Consider the following 20,409-nt stretch of genomic DNA (forward strand, 5'->3'; position numbering starts at 1 on the left):
GAAAAAATGGCTTATAATCCAACGCAAATTGAGAAAAAATGGCAAGAAATTTGGGCTAAAAACGGCGAATTTGAGCCAAAAGATGACTACACTTTGCCAAAAAAATACATTTTAAGTATGTTTCCATACCCGAGCGGACGCATTCATATGGGACACGTTAGAAACTACACAATCGGCGACGCTTTGGCACGTTATTACAGAAAGCAAGGCTTTAATGTGCTTCACCCTATCGGCTTTGATAGCTTTGGAATGCCAGCTGAAAATGCAGCCATAAAACATAAAATTCATCCAAAAAAATGGACTTATGAAAATATTGATTATATGAAAAATGAGCTTAGCGCACTTGGGCTTTCGTTTTCAAAAAGGCGTGAGCTTGCCACTTCTGATCCGATTTATACAAAGTGGGAGCAGGAATTTTTCATAAAAATGTTTGAAAAAGGGCTTGTTTATCGTAAATCTGCCGTTGTAAATTGGTGCGAACACGACCAAACCGTGTTAGCAAATGAGCAGGTTGAGGAGGGTTGTTGTTGGCGTTGTGGTAACGAAGTCGTGCAAAAGGAGCTACCTGGCTATTACCTAAAAATCACAGATTACGCCGATGAGTTGCTTGATGACTTAAAGAGTTTAGAGGGCAGGTGGCCAAGTCAGGTTTTAACAATGCAAGAAAACTGGATTGGCAAAAGTAGCGGTTTGGAATTTAAGCTATTTTTAGATGAGCATTCGCGTGAAATTTTAGGCTCTAAATTTGACGGATTTAGCGTATTTACGACGCGTCCAGACACGATTTATGGCATTAGCTACACAGCACTTGCGCCAGAGCACGAGATTGTAAAAGCACTTTTAAACACCCAAATTCTAAGCGATGAAGCAAAGTCAAAGATAAAATCAATCCTAAATCAAAGCCCAAGAGAGCGACAAGCAAGTGATAAAGACGGCGTATTTTTAGGAATTTACGTAAAACACCCTTTAACGGACGCAAAAATCCCAGTTTGGGTTGCAAATTTTATCCTTTCAGATTACGGCAGTGGCGCGATTATGGCAGTGCCGGGACACGACCAAAGGGACTTTGAGTTTGCAAGTAAATTTAATCTGCCAATTTTAAAAGTCGTAAAAACCAGTGATGAGAGCGAAGATAGAGCAAATCCAGAATACGGTGTAGCCATAAATTCGCCTTTGATTAACGGACTAAAAACAGAAGAGGCAAAAGAGAAAATCATCGCTAAATTTGAGAGTGAAAATCTAGGCAAAAGGGTTGTAAATTTTAAAATCCGCGACTGGGGCATATCACGTCAAAGATACTGGGGTGCTCCTGTGCCTACGATCCACTGCCCACAATGTGGTGTCGTTGGCGAAAAGCTAGAAAACCTACCAGTAACCTTGCCTGATGATGTAGAAATTACAGGTGAGGGCAATCCGCTTGATAAACACCCGACTTGGAAATTTACAAAATGCCCAAAATGTGGCGGCGACGCTGTTCGTGAAACTGATACAATGGATACGTTTTTTGAAAGCTCGTGGTATTTTGCAAGATATGCAAGTGATGAAAAAACGTGGGATAAGACAGCGCTAGACAAACAAAGCGTTGATTACTGGATGAGCGTTGATCAGTATATCGGTGGCATTGAACACGCTATTTTGCACCTTTTATACGCTAGATTTTTTCAAAAGGCGTTAAGGGATTTAGGCTATCTTCGTGATAGTGAGCCGTTTAAGAATTTGCTAACGCAAGGTATGGTGCTAAAAGACGGCAAAAAGATGAGCAAAAGCAAGGGCAATGTCGTTGATCCAGATGACATTATCCACAAATACGGAGCCGATACGGCAAGGCTTTTTATACTTTTTGCAGCCCCACCACAAAAGGAGCTTGAATGGAATGATAGTGCCGTTGAGGGCGCGTTTCGCTTCTTAAATAGGCTTTATGATAAGGCTAGTAGCGTTAAGCCAGTGGATAAAATCCCAGACATAAAACACGAAAATTTAAGCAAGGATGAGAAATTTGCTAGGCTAAAAGTCTATGAAGCACTTAAAAAATCGCAAGATGTTTATAATGAGAGCTTTACATTTAACACGCTAATTGCTGCTTGTATGGAGGCGCTAAACGCCCTAAATGCACAGCAAAACGATGATGTAAATAGCGAGGGATTTTTTATCATCTTAAATCTGCTTGAACCAATCGTCCCACATATCGCTTTTGAGCTTAGCAAAGAGCTTTTTGGGCTTAAAAATTTCACTAGGATTGCCATAAAAGATGAAGTGTTTGTAAAAGATACGATAAATTTAGCAGTTACGATTAACGGCAAAAAACGTGCCGAGTTTGAAATACCAGCCGATACAAGTGAAGATGAAATTTTAAAAATCGCAAAAGAGCAAACCGCAAAATGGCTTAGCGGCAAAGAGATTTTAAAAGAGATTTATATCAAAGGCAAACTCGTAAATATCGTGGTAAAAGGATAAAATTTGAGATATATTTTTGCAATTTTTTTGGCTTTTTTCTTTGTTGGTTGTGGTTACAAGCCAGTTTCAAAAATCACAAACGATGTGCTTAGTGATAGCGTTTATGTTGAGGTTATCGTTGATAAAACCGAGCCAAAAAACAGCGTATTTATCCAAGATGCAGTAAAAGAGGGGATAGTTTCTAGGCTAAATAGAAATTTAGGTAGCAAAGAGAGTGCAAAAACCAAGATACAAGTAAGGACAAAATCGCTAACCTACACGCCAACAATCTACGATGAATACGGCTACATAAGCTCATATCAGGCGGTTTTAAAGCTTGAATTTACAACCGACTTTAAAGACGCCACAACAAGCGTAATCACAGCTAGTGGCGAGTATGATTTTAGCATTTCAAGACGCACAAAAAGCACACGTTTTGCCGATAGCGTCATTAGCGAAAATGAAAAATACGAGGCGATCAGAGAGGCTTCAAAAGAGGCATTTGATGAATACATTTCAAAATTAGCAATAAAAGGATACAAAAATGGCAGCAATTAGTGCCGCACAAATCGTAAAAGAAGCGCTCGGTGAGATTAAGGCGCGTCAGCTTATGCTAACACCTGAAAATTACGCCGAAGTTTATAATGAAATTTCAACAAGATATGGCTTTACGACCGAAGAAAAACGCAAAATTGAAAGGTATATTTCACGCCTAAGTGGCGAGTTTAGGACACAGGCAAATAGCGTAAATATCAATAGCGTTGATGAGTTTGTGGCGTTTTTAATCGCACGTTTAAATCGCTCATCACAAAATAACACAACCATTGATGATGATAAAAATTTCAAATCCCTAAACGCATTTACAAGGCGAATTTTACAAGCCATTGCAATGCTTCATAATAAAGATGCTAAAAATTTAGCCGAAAGTAGCGTTTTGCTTTTAAATAAAAAATTTGAAATCGCTAAGTTTGATGAGATGCGTGAGCGTTGGTTTGATCTAATTAGCGATTATAACGATGAGTATTTGGAGTTTTTAAAGTATTACGGCGTTAGAAATTTTGATGATTTAAAGACAATGATGAGCGAACTTGATAAGTTTTTGACCATTCAGAGCGAAAAATCGCCGTTTTCGCAGGTTAGCGAGTTAGTAATTAATATGTTAAAGCCGTCAATTAGCGGTCAGATTGACACTGAGATTGATGAGCTTGGCAAAAAAATCAAGCTAAATCCAGTCGGACTTGCCACGGCTGATATGCAAGATGAGATTAAAAGAATGGTTGCAAAACGCATTGAGGCTGACAGGGACGAGATTATGCAAAAGGTTTCAACCCTAAACGACGCCCTTGCTAGCATTGATAGTAAAATCGCCGATATTGCGACCGCTTCGCTTGAAAATTCACAAAAAGCACACGATATTAAAAGCGACATTAAAGAGATAAAATTTGATGCTGTAAGCTTAGAGCAGATTAAGGGTATGCTTTTAAACATTGCCACTGCCCTTGAAATGCAAGGCAGGGATTTTGTAAGTGAAATGGATCACAAACAAGCGACCATTTCTGATTTGCAACAGCGTGTGGGTATGTTAGAAAAGGAGCTAAAAGCCGCAAAAGCCGAGAGCAACGAAGACTTTTTGACAAAAACTGCCACAAAACGTGCCTTAATGGCAGAGCTTGGCAAGATTGAAGAGGCGTATAAACGTTATGGTATTGATTATTCGCTCTGCTTTTTAGATATTGACCACTTTAAAAAGATAAATGACACCTACGGACACGACGCTGGTGATGCGATTTTAAGCACCGTTTCGGCTATTTTTAGAAAATATTCACGCTCGCTTGACTTTGTTGGCAGATACGGCGGAGAGGAATTTGTAATAATTTTACCGGGCATAAATTTAGACAACGCCGTGAAATTTTCAGATAAAATCCGCCAAATCGTGCAAAATTTCAAATTCATCTACAAAGATGAGCGAATAAACGTAACAATCAGCGTTGGCGTGGCGACAAGAAGTCTAGGCGAGAGTGAAACAAACACGCTTGAAAGTGCCGATAAAATGCTTTATGCCGCTAAAAACAACGGCAGAAATCAGGTAATGCCTCAAATCATATGAAATTAGATGAGTTTTTAGCCACAAAACCGCTATTTTATAAAGAGATTGACTACACCAGAATGCCACGTGCTTACGAGAGCATAAAGTCGTATTTTAAGCCGTTTAAAATCGTGCATATCATCGGCACAAATGGCAAAGGCTCTACTGGCAGGTTTTTAGCACAAATTTTGCACTTAAACGGCAAAAGCGTGGGGCATTACACAAGCCCACATATTTTTGATTTTCGTGAGCGTTTTTGGCTAAATGGAGCCGATGTGAGCGACGAGCTTTTAAACAAGGCTCACGAGCGACTTTATAGCCTTTTAAGCGATGAATTTCGTATAAAAACCAGCTATTTTGAGTATGCCACGCTTCTATCTGCTGTGCTGTTTAGCCAGTGCGATTATTTTATCTGCGAGGCTGGTATGGGCGGGGAGTATGATGCCACAAATGTATTTGACAAGCTTTTAACGCTATTTACACCAATTGGCTTTGACCACACGGCAGTTTTAGGGGATAGCTTAGAAAAAATCTCAAAGACAAAATTTAGAGCAATGGCAAAAAGGGCAGTCTTAAACGATGAGATGAGCGAAATTTGCGTTAAAATCGCAGATGAGATTGCCTTAAAAAACGGCTCACGGCTAAATTTTGTGCGTGAAATTTTAAGCAGTGATGATAAAATTGAGATTAACAAATATGCCAAAAAACAGCAGCTGCCAGCATTTTTAATCTCAAATTTTAGCCTAGCTTACAGCGGAGCTAAAATTTTGCTAGATGAGTTTAGTATTAAAAATCTTGGTGGGTTAAATCTTCGTGGCAGGTGCGAAAAAATTAGCGAAAATTTATACGTAGATGTCGGACACAACGAGCTTGGTGCGATAAAAATCGCTGAAATTTTTAAGGGCAAAAAGCTTAATTTAATATTTAACACCTTTGCCGATAAGGATTACAAAGCCGTTTTAATCGCTTTAAAACCGATTTTAAACAAGGTTTTGATTTTTGATTATGAAAGCAGTGAGCGAGAGCTCGCAAAAGATGGCTTAAAAGCCGTTTTAAACGAGCTTGGCGTGAGTTATGAAAATTTCACAACCGCACACTTTAACGCCATAAAATCACAAAAAGAACTTTACTTAGCCTTTGGCTCATTTTACCTAGTTGAAGCGTTTTTAAGGGCATATAATAAACGCTAATCCTTTCTAAAACGCAAAAATATTGGGAATCTTGGCAGTCCTTTTGCGGTTAAATTTTGGTATTTGTATGTGATAATTGCACCGATTTTTGGTGGATTTGCCCTGTTAAAGTCGCTAAAACCTGAGCCGATTTTAAATGTTTTAGCCGTTTTTAAATCCCTACAACTTACGCTACCCATAACATTTTTAAATTTACCACTGCCCTTGTTTATGCCCACCACTTCGCACTCGGCATCAAAAAATGGCTTAAATTTCAGAGCATTTTTGCTTCGCTTAAATTCATAAGGTGCGTTTGGCTCTCTTAAAACCACGCCTTCATAGCCTAAATTTAGGGCGTTTTCGTAAAATTTCATCAACTCATTTTTATCTTTTATGGGCGTTTGTTTTATGATTTTTACGACGTCATTTTGGCTTAAAACGCTAAGTCTTTCTAAAAGTCCGCCCTTTGCCTTTGGCACGTCAAAAACGTTGTATGTAATCTCGCTCCAAGCCTTTAAATTTGGGCTTTTATCCATTATGATTGACTGAGTTTTTTCAAATTCGCCGTTTCTTAAAAATAGCTCTCCGTCAAGCTCAAATGGCGGTAAATTTTTGATAAATTGTGCTGGGGCGTTTATGATTTTGCCGTTTCGTGAGAGCAGGTTTTTGCCATCCCAATAAGCCCTAATGCCGTCAAGCTTGTAACTAACTAGCCAGTTGCTTATATTTTGGTCTTTATAAACACTAAGCCCTAAAAATTCGCCAAAGCAGAGGCTAAAAAATAGCAAAAATGCTATGAAAAATCTCAAATTTTAACCCCATAAAAATCGCAATACCACTCAATAAACCTTGCTACGCCGTCATTTACGCTCGTGTTTGGCTTATAATCAAAGTCAGCCACAAGGTCGCTAACGTCTGCAAATGTAGCTGGGACATCGCCTGCTTGAAGTGGTAAGAAATTTTTATCAATCTCGCGCCCGATTTTAAGCTCAATCGCCCTAATATACGACATTAGCTCAACTGGATTATTGTTGCCGATATTGTAAATTTTAAATGGTGCTGATGATGTGGCTGGGTCTGGGTTTAGCCCACTCCACTCAGGATTTTTTTGTGCTGGGTTATCAATACACTTGATAATACCCTTTACAATATCATCAACGTATGTAAAATCTCGCTTCATCTTGCCGTGGTTAAAAACATCTATTTTTTCGCCGTTTAGCGCGGCTTTGACAAACAAAAATAGCGCCATATCAGGGCGACCCCAAGGTCCATAAACGGTGAAAAACCTAAGCCCAGTAGTTGGCACACCAAAAAGGTGGCTGTAAGTGTGTGCCATCATTTCGTTGCTCTTTTTACTTGCGGCATAAAGGCTAATTGGGTGATTTACGGCTTCGTGGGTTGAAAATGGCATATTTTCATTAAGTCCATAAACCGAGCTTGAACTCGCATAAACTAGGTTTTTCGTGCCGTTGTGGCGGCAGTTTTCAAGGATGTTTAAAAAGCCCGTGATATTGCTATCAATGTAAGCTTGTGGGTTAATTAGCGAGTATCTAACCCCAGCTTGTGCGGCTAAATTTACCACGACGTCAAAATTTTGCTCCTTAAATAGCCTTTTTAGCGTGTCGGTGTCGGCTAAATCGGCTTTTATAAAATGCAAATTTGGCTTTGTTTTTGAAGTTATTAGCGTTTTTTCGCGAACTTCGCCCACTTCAAATCCAGCGTTTTTAAGCCGTGCAAATTTTAAATTTACATCGTAATAGTCGTTTATGTTATCAAATCCAATGACCTCATCGCCACGTGCCACGAGTGCGTTTGCAAGATGAAAGCCGATAAATCCAGCCGTGCCAGTTACTAAAATTTTCATTTTTGTCCTTATTTGAAATTTGGATTAAATTTAAGCTCTCGTGCCTTTTTTAGAAAGATTGATAGAGCGATTTTTTCTTTTTTGCCGATTTTATAGCTTATGTAATTTAGATACCATTTTATGTTTTGGGCTGAAATTTGGCGAGTTTTGGCGTAATTTTGCAAGATATAGGTTGGAATTTTTATGCGTTTTTTGCTAAAAATTTTAGCCATTTTTTTGTAAAAATCGCCATTTTTTGTGTAGCAAAATCTTGCAAAAACAAAGGGTAGATTCTGCCTTTTTTGCCACTCTTTTGCCAAATCATAAAATTTCTCATCGCCCTCGTTTATGTAGGCTTTTAGGGCGTTATCGCCGATGATTACCTCGCCTTTTATGTTTAAAATTTTTGCTAACATATTTGAGCTAGCACTCGCCTTATCTGTCTTTGGAGTGCTGTTTTTTCGCACCAAAACGCTCTTTACATCTTTTTTAGCCACTATGCCTAGGTCTAGTTTTTTGTATTTTTTACGCCTACTCTCAATGCTTGAAATGATAGCAGCGTCAATTTTACCACGAAGTAGGGCGTAATTTAGCCTGCTTGGGACATCTTTTTTATGCTCAATGCCCATTTTTACGTAGCTTTGAAGTGGGCTTTGCTTTAAAAACACGTGAAAAGGTAGTAAATTTAAGTAGTCAATCTTGCCAAAATTCATAGTTTTCTCAAAATTTAGGGGCGTTTACCCCTTGATTAAAATCTGCGACCGATACTAAACTCAAATGTGTTTGTGTCATCATTTGAAGCTGGATTTATCGCTTTTGCAAAGATGATTTGAAGTGGTCCAATCGGTGTAATCCACTCAACACCAGCACCATAAGATGAGCGGTTTTTGCTCTTTGCGTCTATTGGGTATTTATCCGAGCTTGATTTGCCCCTGATTGTGCCGTAGTCAAAGAAGGTTACGCCGCGCATTTTGACCCTGTCAATGATAGGAAAGCTAATCTCAAATGAGTTGTTAAACGACAAGTCACCACCCACCTCATACCAGTCGCCGTTATAGACCTTTGGCGATACGCTCCTGTTTTCATAGCCCCTTAGGCTTCGTAATCCGCCAAGGTAGAGCTTTTCGTTAATCGGTATGTAGCCATTTGTGAAAATTTTGCCAAAGTCGGCTTTGTAGCGTAAGATTAAATCATAATCAATGTATTCTCTTAGACCTAGATAGTAGTTAAAATTTGATCTAATTTTTGTAAATTTCTCATCGCCACCAAGTCCAGCAAACTCAACGCTAGCACCAGCGATAATGCCACGTCTTGGTAGATAAAAATCATCTGTGCTGTTGTAGTTTATGGCTGGGATTAGGGAGCTTTTGATATTTGTGCCTTGCTTGTAGCCAATATTACGAAGTGCCTGATTTAGCCCTGAAATTTTGCTTTGTTCTATCACGTAGGTTAAAGAAGCACTTAGATCTCTTGTGAGCTTTCTGCCTAGCGTGGTGCTAAATCCATACGATTTTTCTTCGTAGTTGTCCCAGTCGTAGTCGTTTGCATAGAGCGTGCCACCAAGGCTATACTCGCTGTCAAAAATTCTAGGATTTGTAAGTCCGATTTGACCTGATAGCTCGTTATCGCTCCTATCTACGCTAACGACGCCTTTCATACCAGAGCCAAAGATATTTGTATCAGATAGACTTGCGTTTAATAAAAGTCCATCCGAGCTGCCATAGCCGATACCACCGCTTATTGAGCCAGTTGATGCTTCTTTGACATCTACGATTAGATCAAGCGTGTTTTTATCCACTCGCTCCTCTTTTATCTCCACTTCATCAAAGTAGCTCGTGCGTTTTAGGGCGTCTTTTGAGTCTTCTAAATCGGTTCTGTTGTATAGATTGCCCTCGGTTAGATAAAGCTCACGGCGAACGACCCTATCAGCTGTCCGCTCGTTGCCTGAAATTTGCACGTTTCTTATATATACCTGCTCGCCGGGCTCTACTTCATACTCAATGCTAACGCTGTGGTCATCTTGATTTTTTATGGTGTTTGGTGTGACTTTGACGAATGCATAGCCTTTGTTTGCGACTAAATCATCAAGCTTTTTCATATCTCGCCTTAGATACTCTGAATTCATCCTATCTCCGGCTTCAAGCTTAAAATCCTTAACCAACTCATCGGTGTCTAGCTCTAAAAATTCTGGTGCTTTAATGCTAACTTCTGATACCTTATACGGCTCTCCTTCGCTTATGTAGTAGGTAAGGTCGGCTGTGTAGCTATCAAAAGATGCGTTTAAATAAGGGTTTGAAATCTTTGCGTCAAGGTAGCCTTTTTGAAAGTATTTGTCTTGAATTCTAAGTGAATCATTTGGCAGGTCATAAAGCTTAACCTTGCCGTCGTTTCTGCCCCACATCCAGCCCATAAATTCACGGCTTTTATTTGCCACGATAGGCTCAATATCGCTGTAATCAAAAACCTTTGCACCGACTAAATTTACATCATTTATCACCATATTTTCGCCGCGGTTTATGTTTAGAGTTAAAAAAAGTGAGCTTTCATTATCGGCAACGACCTCTTTTTGCACATCCACGACCGTGTCAAAATAGCCCTTTGCTTCGTAAAATTGGCGAATCTTCTCTTTTGTTTTTTCAATGGCTAGCTCATCATACATATTGCCCGGTTTTATTGTAATTAGCTGTTCAATCGCCTTTTTATCGTTTGTAACTACGCCTTTTAAATCAAGTCTAGCAATGCTTGGTTTTTCTTTAAAATTTATCGTTATGTTGCCATTGCCGTCATCAGTGATGAAAATATCTTCAAAATAGCTCTGTTTAAAGAGATTTAAAATCGCCTTATCAGTCGCTTCTCCGCTTAAATTTTGCCCCTCTTTTAAGCCACTTATCTCCTTTGCGACCTCTGGCGAGAGATGAATAAGTCCGTTAAAATTTATAGACTTAATCTGCTGTGCATCTAGGCTTAACGTGCCTAAAAGTAGTAAAAGTAAATTTTTTTTCATAAATTTAACCTAAAATTTTAGTATAAATGCCGTATAATAGCGAATTTATTTTTTAATTTAGATAAAATTTAAAGGCTATTTATGAAAGTTGGCATTATAGGGCTTGGGCTTATGGGCGGTTCGCTTGGACTTGCGTTAAAAGATGAGAAGTTAATCTCTTGTGTTAGCGGTTATGATTTGAATAAAGAGCACGAAAAAAAGGCGTTAGAGCTTGGTTTGGTGCATCAAATTTTAAGCTTTGATGAGATGAAAAAAGAGTGCGATATTATATTTTTAGCAATCCCAGTTGAGGCGATTTTAAAGGTTGTTACACAGCTAACTGACATTGATGAAAACACGACAATTATTGACTTTGGCTCAACAAAGGAGCGTATCATTGAGGCTGTGCCACTTAGTATTCGTAAAAATTTTATCCCAGCACACCCAATGGCTGGGACTGAATACTCAGGACCAGAGGCTGCGTTTAAGAGCCTTTATAAGGACGCTGTCGTCGTGGTTTGCGACTTTGAAGAGAGTAGCGAAAAGCACGTAAAACGCTCGGTTGAGCTATTTTCTCATCTTGGTATGAAAATCATCTTTATGAGTGCAAGCGAGCACGACCACCACGTAGGTATCATCTCTCATCTGCCACACGCCATTTCATTTTCATTAGCAAATGGCGTTTTAAAAGACGAGGATAAACGAAACATCATCGCACTTGGAGGCCCTACTTTTCGTGGTATGATACGTGTTGCAAAGAGTTCGCCGATTATGTGGAGTGATATTTTTAAACAGAATAAAAACAACATTTTAAACGCAATTAATATGTTTGAAAACGAGCTTGATGAGTGTAAAAAAATGGTGCAAAATGAGCAGTGGGATGAGCTTTTTAGCTGGATGAGCGACGCTAGAAAGATAAAAGAAATTTTGTAGTTTTTAGTTAAAATTTACCCAATTTTTTGTAAAATGGGCGAAAATTTTTATCAGGATAATTAGTTGAGAAGACGTGGATTAAGCATTAAAAGCATTGTTTTATTTTTGATTTTTTTTATTGTTTTAACGATGATTTGGACGATTTTTACATCAAAAGATTTTGAGAAAAACGCCCCTGAAATTTTAATCAAAGACAAAATTTACTGGAATTTAAAAACTCCGCTAAACATTAAATTCAAAGATGACACTGGCGTGAAATTTGTCCGTATAAATATGAGCGACGGGCAAAACAGCGTAAATGTCCTAAATCAAACGCTAGATACGCCACTTGCAAATTTTGACATAAATCTAACAATCCCAAAAACGAGCTTTTTTAGCGTAAAAGAGAGCTACACAATTAATATTGAAGCCACTGACGCTAGCAGGTGGAATTTTTTCTCTGGCAACACGACAAAAAAAGACATACAAGTCGTGCTTGATACGACAAAGCCCGATTTATACATACTTTCAAACTCATATTCTATTTCAAAAGGTGGCAGTGCCATTGTCGTTTTTAAAGCCACGGACAACGACATAAAAGATGTTTATGTAAGGACAAATTACGGCAAAAATTTCAAAGCCACGCCGTTTTACAAGGATGGATTTTACGCTTCACTGGTCGTTTGGCCAGTTAGTGTTGAGAATTTTAGTGCCGATGTCGTAGCGGTGGATAACGCTGGTAACGAGAGCAGAATGCACGTGAGATATTTTAATGAAAATGTAAAATATAAGGTTTCAACAATCGCCTTAAAAGATGGCTTTATTGACGGCAAGATCGCCGAGCTGACCGAGAAATACGCAAAAGATCCAAACTCACTCTCACGCCTTGAAAAGATGAAATTTATAAACGAAACCTTGCGTGATGAGAATGACAAAAAGCTATCTGAAATTTCATCATTTATTTCAACCGACAGGCTTGAAAAATTCGCTCCAAACGTCTTTTATCCGCTTAAAAATGGCAAAAAAGTAGCCGATTTTGCAGATCATCGCTACTACACTTACAACGGCGAGCAAGTAAGCGAAAGCTGGCATATGGGGCTTGATTTAGCAAGTGTGGCAGCCGCTCCGATCATTACTAGCAACGACGGCGTGGTGGCGTTTGTAGGCGATAATGGAATTTATGGTTTAAATGTCGTGATTGACCACGGATTTGGCTTTTATTCGCTTTATGCACATTGTTCTAGCGTAAATGTCAAACAAGGCGATGCAATAAAGGCTGGTAGCGTGATTGCAAACACCGGCGTGAGCGGACTTGCACTTGGCGACCACTTGCATTTTGGAATTTTAATCCACGGCGAAGAGGTTAGACCTCAGCAGTGGCTTGATAAAAAATGGATAAAAGATAATATAACTGGCGTTTTAAACGCCGCAAAAGAGATGATAGATAAAAATTAAAAGGTAAAATTTTGAAACAGACTACGATTTTTAAGCGTGTTGAAGCCATTGGTATCGGACTTCACAAGGGCGAGCCGATAAAGCTCGTGCTTGAACCGCTTGACGCTGATATGGGCATTGTTTTTGTAAGAACTGATCTTGGCATTAGCTTTAAAGCCGAGCCAAAAAATGTCATAAACACGCAAATGGCGACCGTTGTTGGCAATCAAAACGGCTTTGTAAGCACGATTGAGCACCTTTTAAGTGCGATTAATGCTTATGGGATTGATAATGTGAGAATTTTGCTTGACGCAAACGAAGTGCCTGTTATGGATGGCTCTGCAATTAGCTTTTGTATGCTACTTGATGAGGCTGGCATTAGGCTGCTTGACGCCCCAAAAAAGGTCATTTTGGTTAGAAAAGAGGTTGAGGTTAAGCAGGGCGATAAATTTGTAAAAATCAGCCCTTCAAACAACCCAAAATTTGACTACACGATAAATTTTACGCACCCAGTTATTGGCAAACAGCGATATGTTTTTGAGTTTTCTAAATCAAATTTCATAAAAGAGATAGCACGTGCTAGAACCTTTGGTTTTTTAAAGGATTTGCAAAAACTTCAAGCCCAAAATTTAGCACTTGGAGCCTCGCTTGATAACGCCGTAGCCCTTGATGATACGCATATTTTAAACCCAGAGGGGCTTCGCTTTGAAAATGAGTTTGTAAGGCATAAAATTTTAGACGCCATTGGCGATTTAAGCCTTATGGGTGCGCCTTTAATGGGCGATTACACCGCATTTGCAGGTAGTCACGAGTTAAATCACAAGCTTACATTAGCAATCCTAGCCGACGCTAAAAATTACGAAGTTGCAACGCTAAGTGGCGAGCTTTTAAAAGAGTATGGAAAGGTTTTTGCATAAAAGAGATTGAGCTTTTAATAATCTCGCTCTCATCGCCGATTTTAGTCGGATTTTACGAAAACGGCGTGAAATTTAAAGAGATTAGCACCGATGAGAAAAGTAGCGATTTTTTGGTATCTTTGCTTGAAGACGTGTCTAAAAATTTCAACATAAAACGGCTAATTTATGCAAACACGCCCGGCAGTTTTATGGGGCTAAAAGTCGCCTATGTCGTGCTTAAAACATTTAGTATCGTAAAGGGTTGTGAATTTTTAGCAGTTAGCGGATTTGAGCTAAATGGTGGCGGTGCGATTAGGGCAAATAAAAAGCTCTGTTTTGTTAAAAAAGATGATGAGATTTTGCTAGAAGTAGCCACGCCAAGCGAGTTTAGTTTGCCTTTAAATTTAGAAGTTTTAAATCTAAAAAACGATACACTACCAAACTATATAATACAAGCTGTTTAGGAGAAAAATGACCATATTAGTCCCTGCCACAAGTGCAAATTTAGGTCCCGGCTTTGACGCCTTAGGACTTAGTTTAAAGCTATATAACGAAGTAAAAATCACAAAATCAAGCCTTAGTTCGGTATCCATAAACGGCGAGGGTAGCGATAACGTAGCCCTTAGAAAAAATAACCTTTTTATCAGCGTTTTTAACGAAATTTTCAAAGATTTAAGCGGTAGTGATGAGAATTTTAGAATAGTTTTTGATAACAAAATTCCATTTTCAAGGGGACTTGGTAGCTCATCAGCCGTGATTATTTCAGCCATTACAGCAGCCTATTTTATGGCTGGATTTAAGGTTGATAAGCAGACGATTTTAAACAAAGCCCTAATTTATGAAAATCACCCAGATAACATAACCCCAGCTGTTTTTGGAGGTTTTATTAGTGCTGTGATTAATAATAACGCCGTTGTTTTTAATAAATTTGAAATTTCAAACGAGCTAAAAGCGGTGGTCGTTATCCCAAATAAGCCGATGAGCACGAGCCAAGCAAGGGAGATTTTGCCAAAAAGCTACACAATCAAAGAGTGTGTCTCTAACCTCTCTCACGCAGCCTTTTTGACATCTTGCTTTGGTGCAAAAAGATATGATTTATTAAGACTAGCCTGCAAGGATGTTATGCACGAAGAACGCCGTATGAACGCACTTAGTGAGCTTTTTGAAGTTAGAAAAATGGCTTATGAAAATAATGCATTAATGAGCTCGCTTTCAGGCTCTGGTTCAAGCTTTTTAAATATCGTTTATGCAGATGACGCTAAAAATTTACAAAAAAAATTAAGCGAGAAATTTAGCGATTTTAGGGTTGAAATTTTAGATTTTGATAATGACGGATTTATCCTAATGCAAAGCTAAAAAAAAGAAAAATAAAGATATAATGAATAAAAATAATCCAATAAGAACCTGCGTTTTATGTAGGTTAAAATTTTCGCAATCAGCCCTATACAGATACCGCTACAACGGCAAAAATTTAGAGTATGGCAAAGGCAAAGGACGCAGTTTTTACCTTTGTGGCGATTGCTTAAAAAAAGATGAAAAAATAGTAAAAAAAATACTTGATAGGCACACAAAAGGTGCAAATTTAGACGTATCAAGCTTAAAGGAGATTTTCTTAGATGTCAAATGTTAGAATTTCAGAGATTGCAAGTGATCTTGGCTACTCAAATAAAGAGGTCATCGCAAAGGCGCAAGAGCTAGGTTTAACAAAGGTCAAAACACACTCAAACGCTGTAACACCAGAAGAGGCACAAGCCATTTATGATTTTATTAGAACTGGCGAAATTCCAGAAAATTTCAAAAAGAAAAAAAGCCCAGCCAAAAAAGAGCCAAAGCCAAAATCAACGCCAAAAACCGAAACAAAAGAGAGTAAAAAAGAGCCAAAAATAGCAAAAGAAGAGAAGCAAGACGAGATAAAACCTGCAAATTCTAAGAAAAAAGATGAGATAAAGCCACAAGAAACGCCTAAAAAAGATGAAGAAAAGCCAAAAATTAGCGACGAAAAGCCAAAAGAGAGCCTAGCTGATGTTAGTCTTCAAAAAAGGCGTGGTTTAGTTATCGTTAAAAAACGAAGCGAGCCAGAGGTAAAGATAGCACAAAAACCAAAGCAAGAAGAGGCACAAGTAGCCCCAAAAATCAGCCTTGAAAATATGTTTTCAAATTTAGACGAAAACGCCACTCGCAAAAAGAAAAAGGATAAAAAACAGCCAGTTGCCACTAAAAAAGATAGCACACAAAAGGTTGATCTGCTCGGATTTAGCGACTTTAAGGATATTGAGCTTGAAGATGAAAATGAGGTGGTTTTGCCAGATCTGACCTTTAAAGCCCCAAGTGTGCAAATTCCGCAAAAGACAAAACAGCCAAATGCCCTAAGAACAGCGGTAAATAACTCAATGGGCTCATTTATGGAGGGGGGAATTCAGCGTCGCTCACGCAAAAAGCACAAAAAACCAGAGCATAAACAAAACAGCGAAGCCGTAACTTCTATTGAAATTCCAAAAGAAATTCGCGTTTATGAGTTTGCCGATAAGCTAAATAAACAGCCAAGCGAAATTATAGGTAAGCTATTTATGCTTGGTATGATGACTACAAAAAACGACTTTTTAGATGAAGATGCGATAGAAATTCTAGCCGATGAGTTTAATGTTGAGGTTAATATCATTGACGAGGCTGGGGAGTTTGACTATGTTAAGGCGTATGAAGAGGAGCAAGATGACAGCGATTTAACGCCAAGAGCGCCCGTTATTACCATTATGGGGCACGTTGATCACGGCAAGACCTCTTTGCTTGATTATATTAGAAAATCACGCGTGGCTAGCGGTGAGGCTGGTGGTATTACCCAGCACGTTGGCGCTTATATGGTAAATAGAAACGGCAGAAATATCACGTTTATTGACACGCCCGGACACGAAGCATTTACGGCGATGAGAGCTAGGGGTGCTGGTGTTACGGATATTGTTATTGTTGTCGTGGCTGCTGATGATGGCGTAAAACCACAAACAAAAGAGGCGATAAGCCACGCAAAGGCAGCTGGCGTGCCTATAATAATTGCAATTAATAAAATGGATAAAGAAGCCGCAAATCCAGAATTTGTAAAAACCGGACTTGCCGAGCTTGATATAATCCCAACCGAGTGGGGCGGTGGCTATGAATTTGTGCCAATCTCGGCTAAAACTGGTATGGGTATTGATGATTTACTTGAAATTGTCTTGCTGCAAGCTGATATCTTAGAGCTTAAAGCAAATCCAAAGGCAAACGCAAAAGCTACCGTTGTTGAAAGCTCACTGCAAAAAGGGCGCGGCGCGGTCGCTACCATCATCGTTGAAAACGGCACATTAAAAGTAGGCGATACTATCGTAGCTGGTGTGGCTTATGGACGTCTTAGAAGTTTGCTTGATGACCAAGGCAAGGCACTTAAAGAGATTAAGCCGGGCGAGTGTGGCGTGATTGTCGGACTTAGCGAAGTCCCAGACGCTGGAGAGACCCTAATAAGTGTAAAAAGCGACAAAGAAGCACGCGAATACGCCTCAAAAAAGGCTGAATACCTACGCCAAAAAGAGCTTAGCAAATCAACAAAAGTTAGCATTGATGAGCTTAGTGCTAAGATCGCCGAGGGCGAGTTAAAAACCCTACCAGTCATCGTAAAAGCAGACGTGCAAGGCTCACTTGAAGCCCTAAAAGTCAGCCTTGATAAACTAGCAAATGATGAGATAAAAGTCCAAGTCATTCACTCAGGTATCGGTGGCATAACCCAAAGTGACATCGCCCTAGCCACAGCTTCAAAAAACTGCGTAATTCTAGGCTTTAACATACGCCCAACAGGCGAGATAAAAGAGAAAGCAAAAGAGAGTGGCATTGAGATTAAAACATATAATGTAATTTATAATTTAATTGATGATGTCAAAGCCCTTTTAAGCGGATTAATGTCGCCAGTTATTAGAGAAGAACAGCTCGGACAAGCCCAAGTCCGCCAAGTCATAAATGTGCCAAAAATCGGAGCTATCGCTGGCTGTATCGTGACAGAAGGCACGATAAATAGAGGCGCTAAAATTCGCCTAATCAGAGATGGCGTGGTAATCCACGAAGGCACGATAAGCTCACTAAAACGCTTTAAAGATGATGTAAGAGAGGTCGCAAAGGGCTATGAGTGTGGTGTTGGCATTGAAGGATATAATGATATCAGAGAAAATGACTACATTGAGAGCTTTAAGCAGATACAAGAACAGGCTGTTTTATGAACGCAAACGAGATAAAAAGACTAAGGACTGAGAGTGTCTTAAAAGAGCTTATCCCAGAAGCCCTAGCGACCCTTGAAGATGAGCTTTTAAAGGGGCTTTGCGTTACTGATGTGGAGTGTAAAAAGGGCAGATATGACGCCTTTGTCTATCTTGATAAAATGGCGTTTGATGATAGAGAACAAGCCTACATTTTATCGCATTTAAAGCGAGTTAGTCGCCATTTGCAAAATCATTGTATGGCAGCTGAGGGCTGGTATAGAGCCCCAAATTTTCACTTCAAATTTGATGATAGATTAGAGTATCAAAACAAAATGGACAGGCTTTTTGAGAAAATTTCAAAGGATTTAAATGGACAATCTTGAAAATTTAGTAAAAGAGTGTGGCGTAGAGCTTTACGACACCGAGATAGCAAACGAAAACGGCAGGGCAATTTATAGAGTTTATATCACAAAAAACGGCGGAGTCAGCCTTGATGATTGCGAAAAGGTAAGTCGCCTTTTATCGCCCATTTTTGATGTTACGCCCCCAATTTCTGGCGAATATAGCCTTGAAGTAAGCAGTCCGGGCTTGGAGCGAAAGCTTGAAAAGCCAAAGCATTTTAAGTCAAGTATCGGAGAGCTAGTTAAGATAAAAACTGCCGTTTTATCGGTGCAGGGGCGACTTCTTGACGCTAGCGATGAGGCGATAAATTTACAAACAAACGACGGCAAAATTCAGATTGATTACGTAAATATCAAAAAAGCAAAAACCTATTTGGAGTGGTAATGCTAAGCGATATTGAAATTTCAACAAATGCCAAACTTGATAAGATTATAAACGTTGCAAAACGCCTAAATATAGATGAAAACGACATTGAGCTTTATGGGAATTTTAAAGCCAAAATCACCCCAAAGCTACAAAAATCAAACTCAAAGCTAATTTTAGTTACCGCTACAAATCCGACCCCTTTTGGCGAGGGCAAAACGACCACGTCAATTGGCTTAGCCGACGCCCTTGCTATGCTTGATAAATCGGTCTGCCTAGCACTTCGTGAGCCATCTTTGGGGCCAGTTTTTGGCATTAAAGGTGGCGCGGCTGGTGGCGGATATTCGCAAATTGCACCTATGCAGGATCTAAATTTACACTTTACTGGTGACTTTCACGCTATCACTTCGGCAAATAATCTAATCTCAGCGATTATTGATAACAGCCTATTTAACGGCAATCCGCTTGATATGAGCGAGATTTTATGGAGGCGTTGTCTTGATATGAACGACAGGGCGTTAAGGCATATCACGATAGGGCAGGGCGGTAAATTTGACGGCGTTGAGCGAAAGGATGGCTTTGATATAACGGCAGCTAGCGAGATTATGGCAGTTTTGTGCCTTGCAAGTGATTTGGGCGATTTAAAAAGTAGAATTTCAAACATAATCGTCGCCCTAAATTCCAAAAAAGAGCCAATTTACGTGCGTGATTTAGGCTGTGAGGACGCCGTTACGATACTTTTAAAAGACGCCATTAAGCCAAATCTTTTTCAAACCCTGCAAAACACGCCTTGTTTAATTCACGGCGGCCCATTTGCAAATATCGCCCACGGCTGCAACTCAATAATCGCCACCAAAACAGCTCTAAATTTAGCCGATTTTGTCGTAACAGAAGCTGGTTTTGGCTCAGAGCTAGGTGCTCAAAAATTCATTGACATAAAGTGCAAAAACGCAGATTTAAAGCCAGACGCTTGCGTGCTAGTAACGACAATCCGCTCAATAAAATACAACGGCGGAGTTAGTAAAGAGCAGATCAATGAGCCAAATTTAGAAGCTTTAAGCGAGGGCATTAAAAATCTAGGCGGACACATTAAAAATCTAAGCCAAACTCTAAATTTAAACGTAGTCGTGGCACTTAATAAATTTAGCTTTGACACGCCAAATGAGATAAATTTTGTGCGTGAGTTTTGCCAAAATTTAGGCGTAAAAATGGCAGTTTGTGAGAATTTTATCAAGGGCGGAGCTGGTGCGATAGAGCTTGCAAATTACGTCCTTGACGCCATAAATTCGCCAAAAGATATAAAATTTAGCTATGAAAAAAGCGATGATATCAGGACAAAAATCACCAAAATCGCTACAAAAATTTACGGCGCTAGCGAGGTCATTTTTGAGCAAGACGCCCTAAATTCGCTAGAAAATATCAAAAAATTAGGCTTTGAGCATTTTGATGTTTGCGTGGCTAAAACCCAGTATAGTTTTAGCGATGACGCAAAGCTACTTGGCCGCCCGACTGGCTTTAAATTTAGCGTTAAGGATTTAGAGATTAGGGCTGGGGCTGGGTTTATAGTCGCCATTTGTGGCAAGATTATGCTAATGCCGGGGCTGCCAGCCGTGCCAAACGCCCTAAAAATGCACATTGACACAGCCACTGGTGCTATTAGCGGACTAGATTAAG

The 20,409-nt window shown here is 39.4% G+C and carries 18 protein-coding genes; 14 read left to right on the forward strand and 4 right to left on the reverse strand.

Translation table 11 applies throughout. The annotated features are described in order from the left end of the window. Nucleotides 1–6: 6 nt before the first annotated feature. Genes leuS through NYG85_RS01005 form a run of 4 tightly spaced genes read left to right on the forward strand, consistent with a single transcriptional unit; the run spans nt 7 to nt 5,709 of the window. A complete protein-coding gene (gene leuS, locus NYG85_RS00990; protein WP_284936718.1) occupies nt 7–2,454 on the forward strand; it encodes a leucine--tRNA ligase in 2,448 nt (815 codons plus the stop codon). Between the two features lie 3 nt (nt 2,455–2,457). Next, nucleotides 2,458–2,991, forward strand: coding sequence for an LPS assembly lipoprotein LptE (lptE, locus tag NYG85_RS00995; RefSeq protein ID WP_284936720.1), 534 nt, complete (start codon nt 2,458–2,460; stop codon nt 2,989–2,991). After that, the gene (locus NYG85_RS01000) at nt 2,978–4,540 is read left to right on the forward strand and encodes a GGDEF domain-containing protein (RefSeq protein WP_284936722.1); all 1,563 of its coding nucleotides are present in this window, start codon (nt 2,978–2,980) and stop codon (nt 4,538–4,540) included. The genes lptE and NYG85_RS01000 overlap by 14 nt, the downstream gene beginning before the upstream one ends. After that, on the forward strand, nt 4,537–5,709 hold the full coding sequence (locus tag NYG85_RS01005; protein ID WP_284936723.1) for a folylpolyglutamate synthase/dihydrofolate synthase family protein: 1,173 nt from the start codon (nt 4,537–4,539) through the stop codon (nt 5,707–5,709). Before NYG85_RS01000 ends, NYG85_RS01005 begins: the two co-directional genes overlap by 4 nt. Here the strand turns inward: NYG85_RS01005 and NYG85_RS01010 are convergent. From NYG85_RS01010 to bamA, 4 genes are read right to left on the reverse strand one after another with little or no spacing between them, the layout of a single operon-like run. Continuing rightward, nucleotides 5,706–6,497 (reverse strand): DNA ligase, encoded by a 792-nt coding sequence (locus tag NYG85_RS01010; protein WP_284936724.1) that lies wholly within the window; start codon nt 6,495–6,497, stop codon nt 5,706–5,708. The two genes, NYG85_RS01005 and NYG85_RS01010, sit on opposite strands and share 4 nt — an antisense overlap. Further along, nucleotides 6,494–7,552, reverse strand: coding sequence for an NAD-dependent epimerase (locus NYG85_RS01015; protein WP_284936725.1), 1,059 nt, complete (start codon nt 7,550–7,552; stop codon nt 6,494–6,496). The genes NYG85_RS01010 and NYG85_RS01015 overlap by 4 nt, the downstream gene beginning before the upstream one ends. 8 nt (nt 7,553–7,560) lie before the next feature. Continuing rightward, nucleotides 7,561–8,244 (reverse strand): MqnA/MqnD/SBP family protein, encoded by a 684-nt coding sequence (locus NYG85_RS01020; RefSeq protein WP_284936726.1) that lies wholly within the window; start codon nt 8,242–8,244, stop codon nt 7,561–7,563. 35 nt (nt 8,245–8,279) lie between these two features. Further along, nucleotides 8,280–10,535: an outer membrane protein assembly factor BamA gene (gene bamA / locus NYG85_RS01025; protein ID WP_284936727.1), complete on the reverse strand. Its 2,256-nt coding sequence runs from the start codon at nt 10,533–10,535 to the stop codon at nt 8,280–8,282. An 81-nt stretch (nt 10,536–10,616) separates the two neighbouring features. Between bamA and NYG85_RS01030 the strand changes: the two genes are divergently transcribed. From NYG85_RS01030 to NYG85_RS01075, 10 genes are all read left to right on the forward strand, one after another. Continuing rightward, a complete protein-coding gene (locus NYG85_RS01030; RefSeq protein WP_284936728.1) occupies nt 10,617–11,447 on the forward strand; it encodes a prephenate dehydrogenase in 831 nt (276 codons plus the stop codon). A 63-nt stretch (nt 11,448–11,510) separates the two neighbouring features. Next, nucleotides 11,511–12,881: a peptidoglycan metallopeptidase Pgp6 gene (gene pgp6 / locus NYG85_RS01035; protein ID WP_284936730.1), complete on the forward strand. Its 1,371-nt coding sequence runs from the start codon at nt 11,511–11,513 to the stop codon at nt 12,879–12,881. A gap of 11 nt (nt 12,882–12,892) precedes the next feature. Next, nucleotides 12,893–13,777, forward strand: coding sequence for a UDP-3-O-acyl-N-acetylglucosamine deacetylase (gene lpxC / locus NYG85_RS01040; protein ID WP_284936731.1), 885 nt, complete (start codon nt 12,893–12,895; stop codon nt 13,775–13,777). Between the two features lie 65 nt (nt 13,778–13,842). Continuing rightward, on the forward strand, nt 13,843–14,220 hold the full coding sequence (locus tag NYG85_RS01045) for a glycoprotease (RefSeq protein ID WP_284936732.1): 378 nt from the start codon (nt 13,843–13,845) through the stop codon (nt 14,218–14,220). A gap of 7 nt (nt 14,221–14,227) precedes the next feature. Next, nucleotides 14,228–15,112: a homoserine kinase gene (gene thrB / locus NYG85_RS01050; protein WP_284936734.1), complete on the forward strand. Its 885-nt coding sequence runs from the start codon at nt 14,228–14,230 to the stop codon at nt 15,110–15,112. A 22-nt stretch (nt 15,113–15,134) separates the two neighbouring features. Then, entirely contained in the window at nt 15,135–15,386 is a 252-nt protein-coding gene (locus tag NYG85_RS01055; protein ID WP_284936736.1) for a DUF448 domain-containing protein, read from the forward strand. Next, a complete protein-coding gene (gene infB, locus NYG85_RS01060; RefSeq protein ID WP_284936737.1) occupies nt 15,373–17,991 on the forward strand; it encodes a translation initiation factor IF-2 in 2,619 nt (872 codons plus the stop codon). Before NYG85_RS01055 ends, infB begins: the two co-directional genes overlap by 14 nt. Next, nucleotides 17,988–18,353, forward strand: coding sequence for a 30S ribosome-binding factor RbfA (gene rbfA / locus NYG85_RS01065; protein WP_284936739.1), 366 nt, complete (start codon nt 17,988–17,990; stop codon nt 18,351–18,353). The genes infB and rbfA overlap by 4 nt, the downstream gene beginning before the upstream one ends. After that, the gene (gene rimP / locus NYG85_RS01070; RefSeq protein WP_284936740.1) at nt 18,340–18,756 is read left to right on the forward strand and encodes a ribosome maturation factor RimP; all 417 of its coding nucleotides are present in this window, start codon (nt 18,340–18,342) and stop codon (nt 18,754–18,756) included. Before rbfA ends, rimP begins: the two co-directional genes overlap by 14 nt. Further along, complete coding sequence (locus NYG85_RS01075) at nt 18,756–20,408, forward strand: formate--tetrahydrofolate ligase (protein WP_284936482.1); 1,653 nt, start codon at nt 18,756–18,758, stop codon at nt 20,406–20,408. The genes rimP and NYG85_RS01075 overlap by 1 nt, the downstream gene beginning before the upstream one ends. Nucleotide 20,409 lies beyond the last annotated feature (1 nt).

Source organism: Campylobacter gastrosuis (genome assembly GCF_030249845.1).
Classification (GTDB): domain Bacteria; phylum Campylobacterota; class Campylobacteria; order Campylobacterales; family Campylobacteraceae; genus Campylobacter_A; species Campylobacter_A gastrosuis.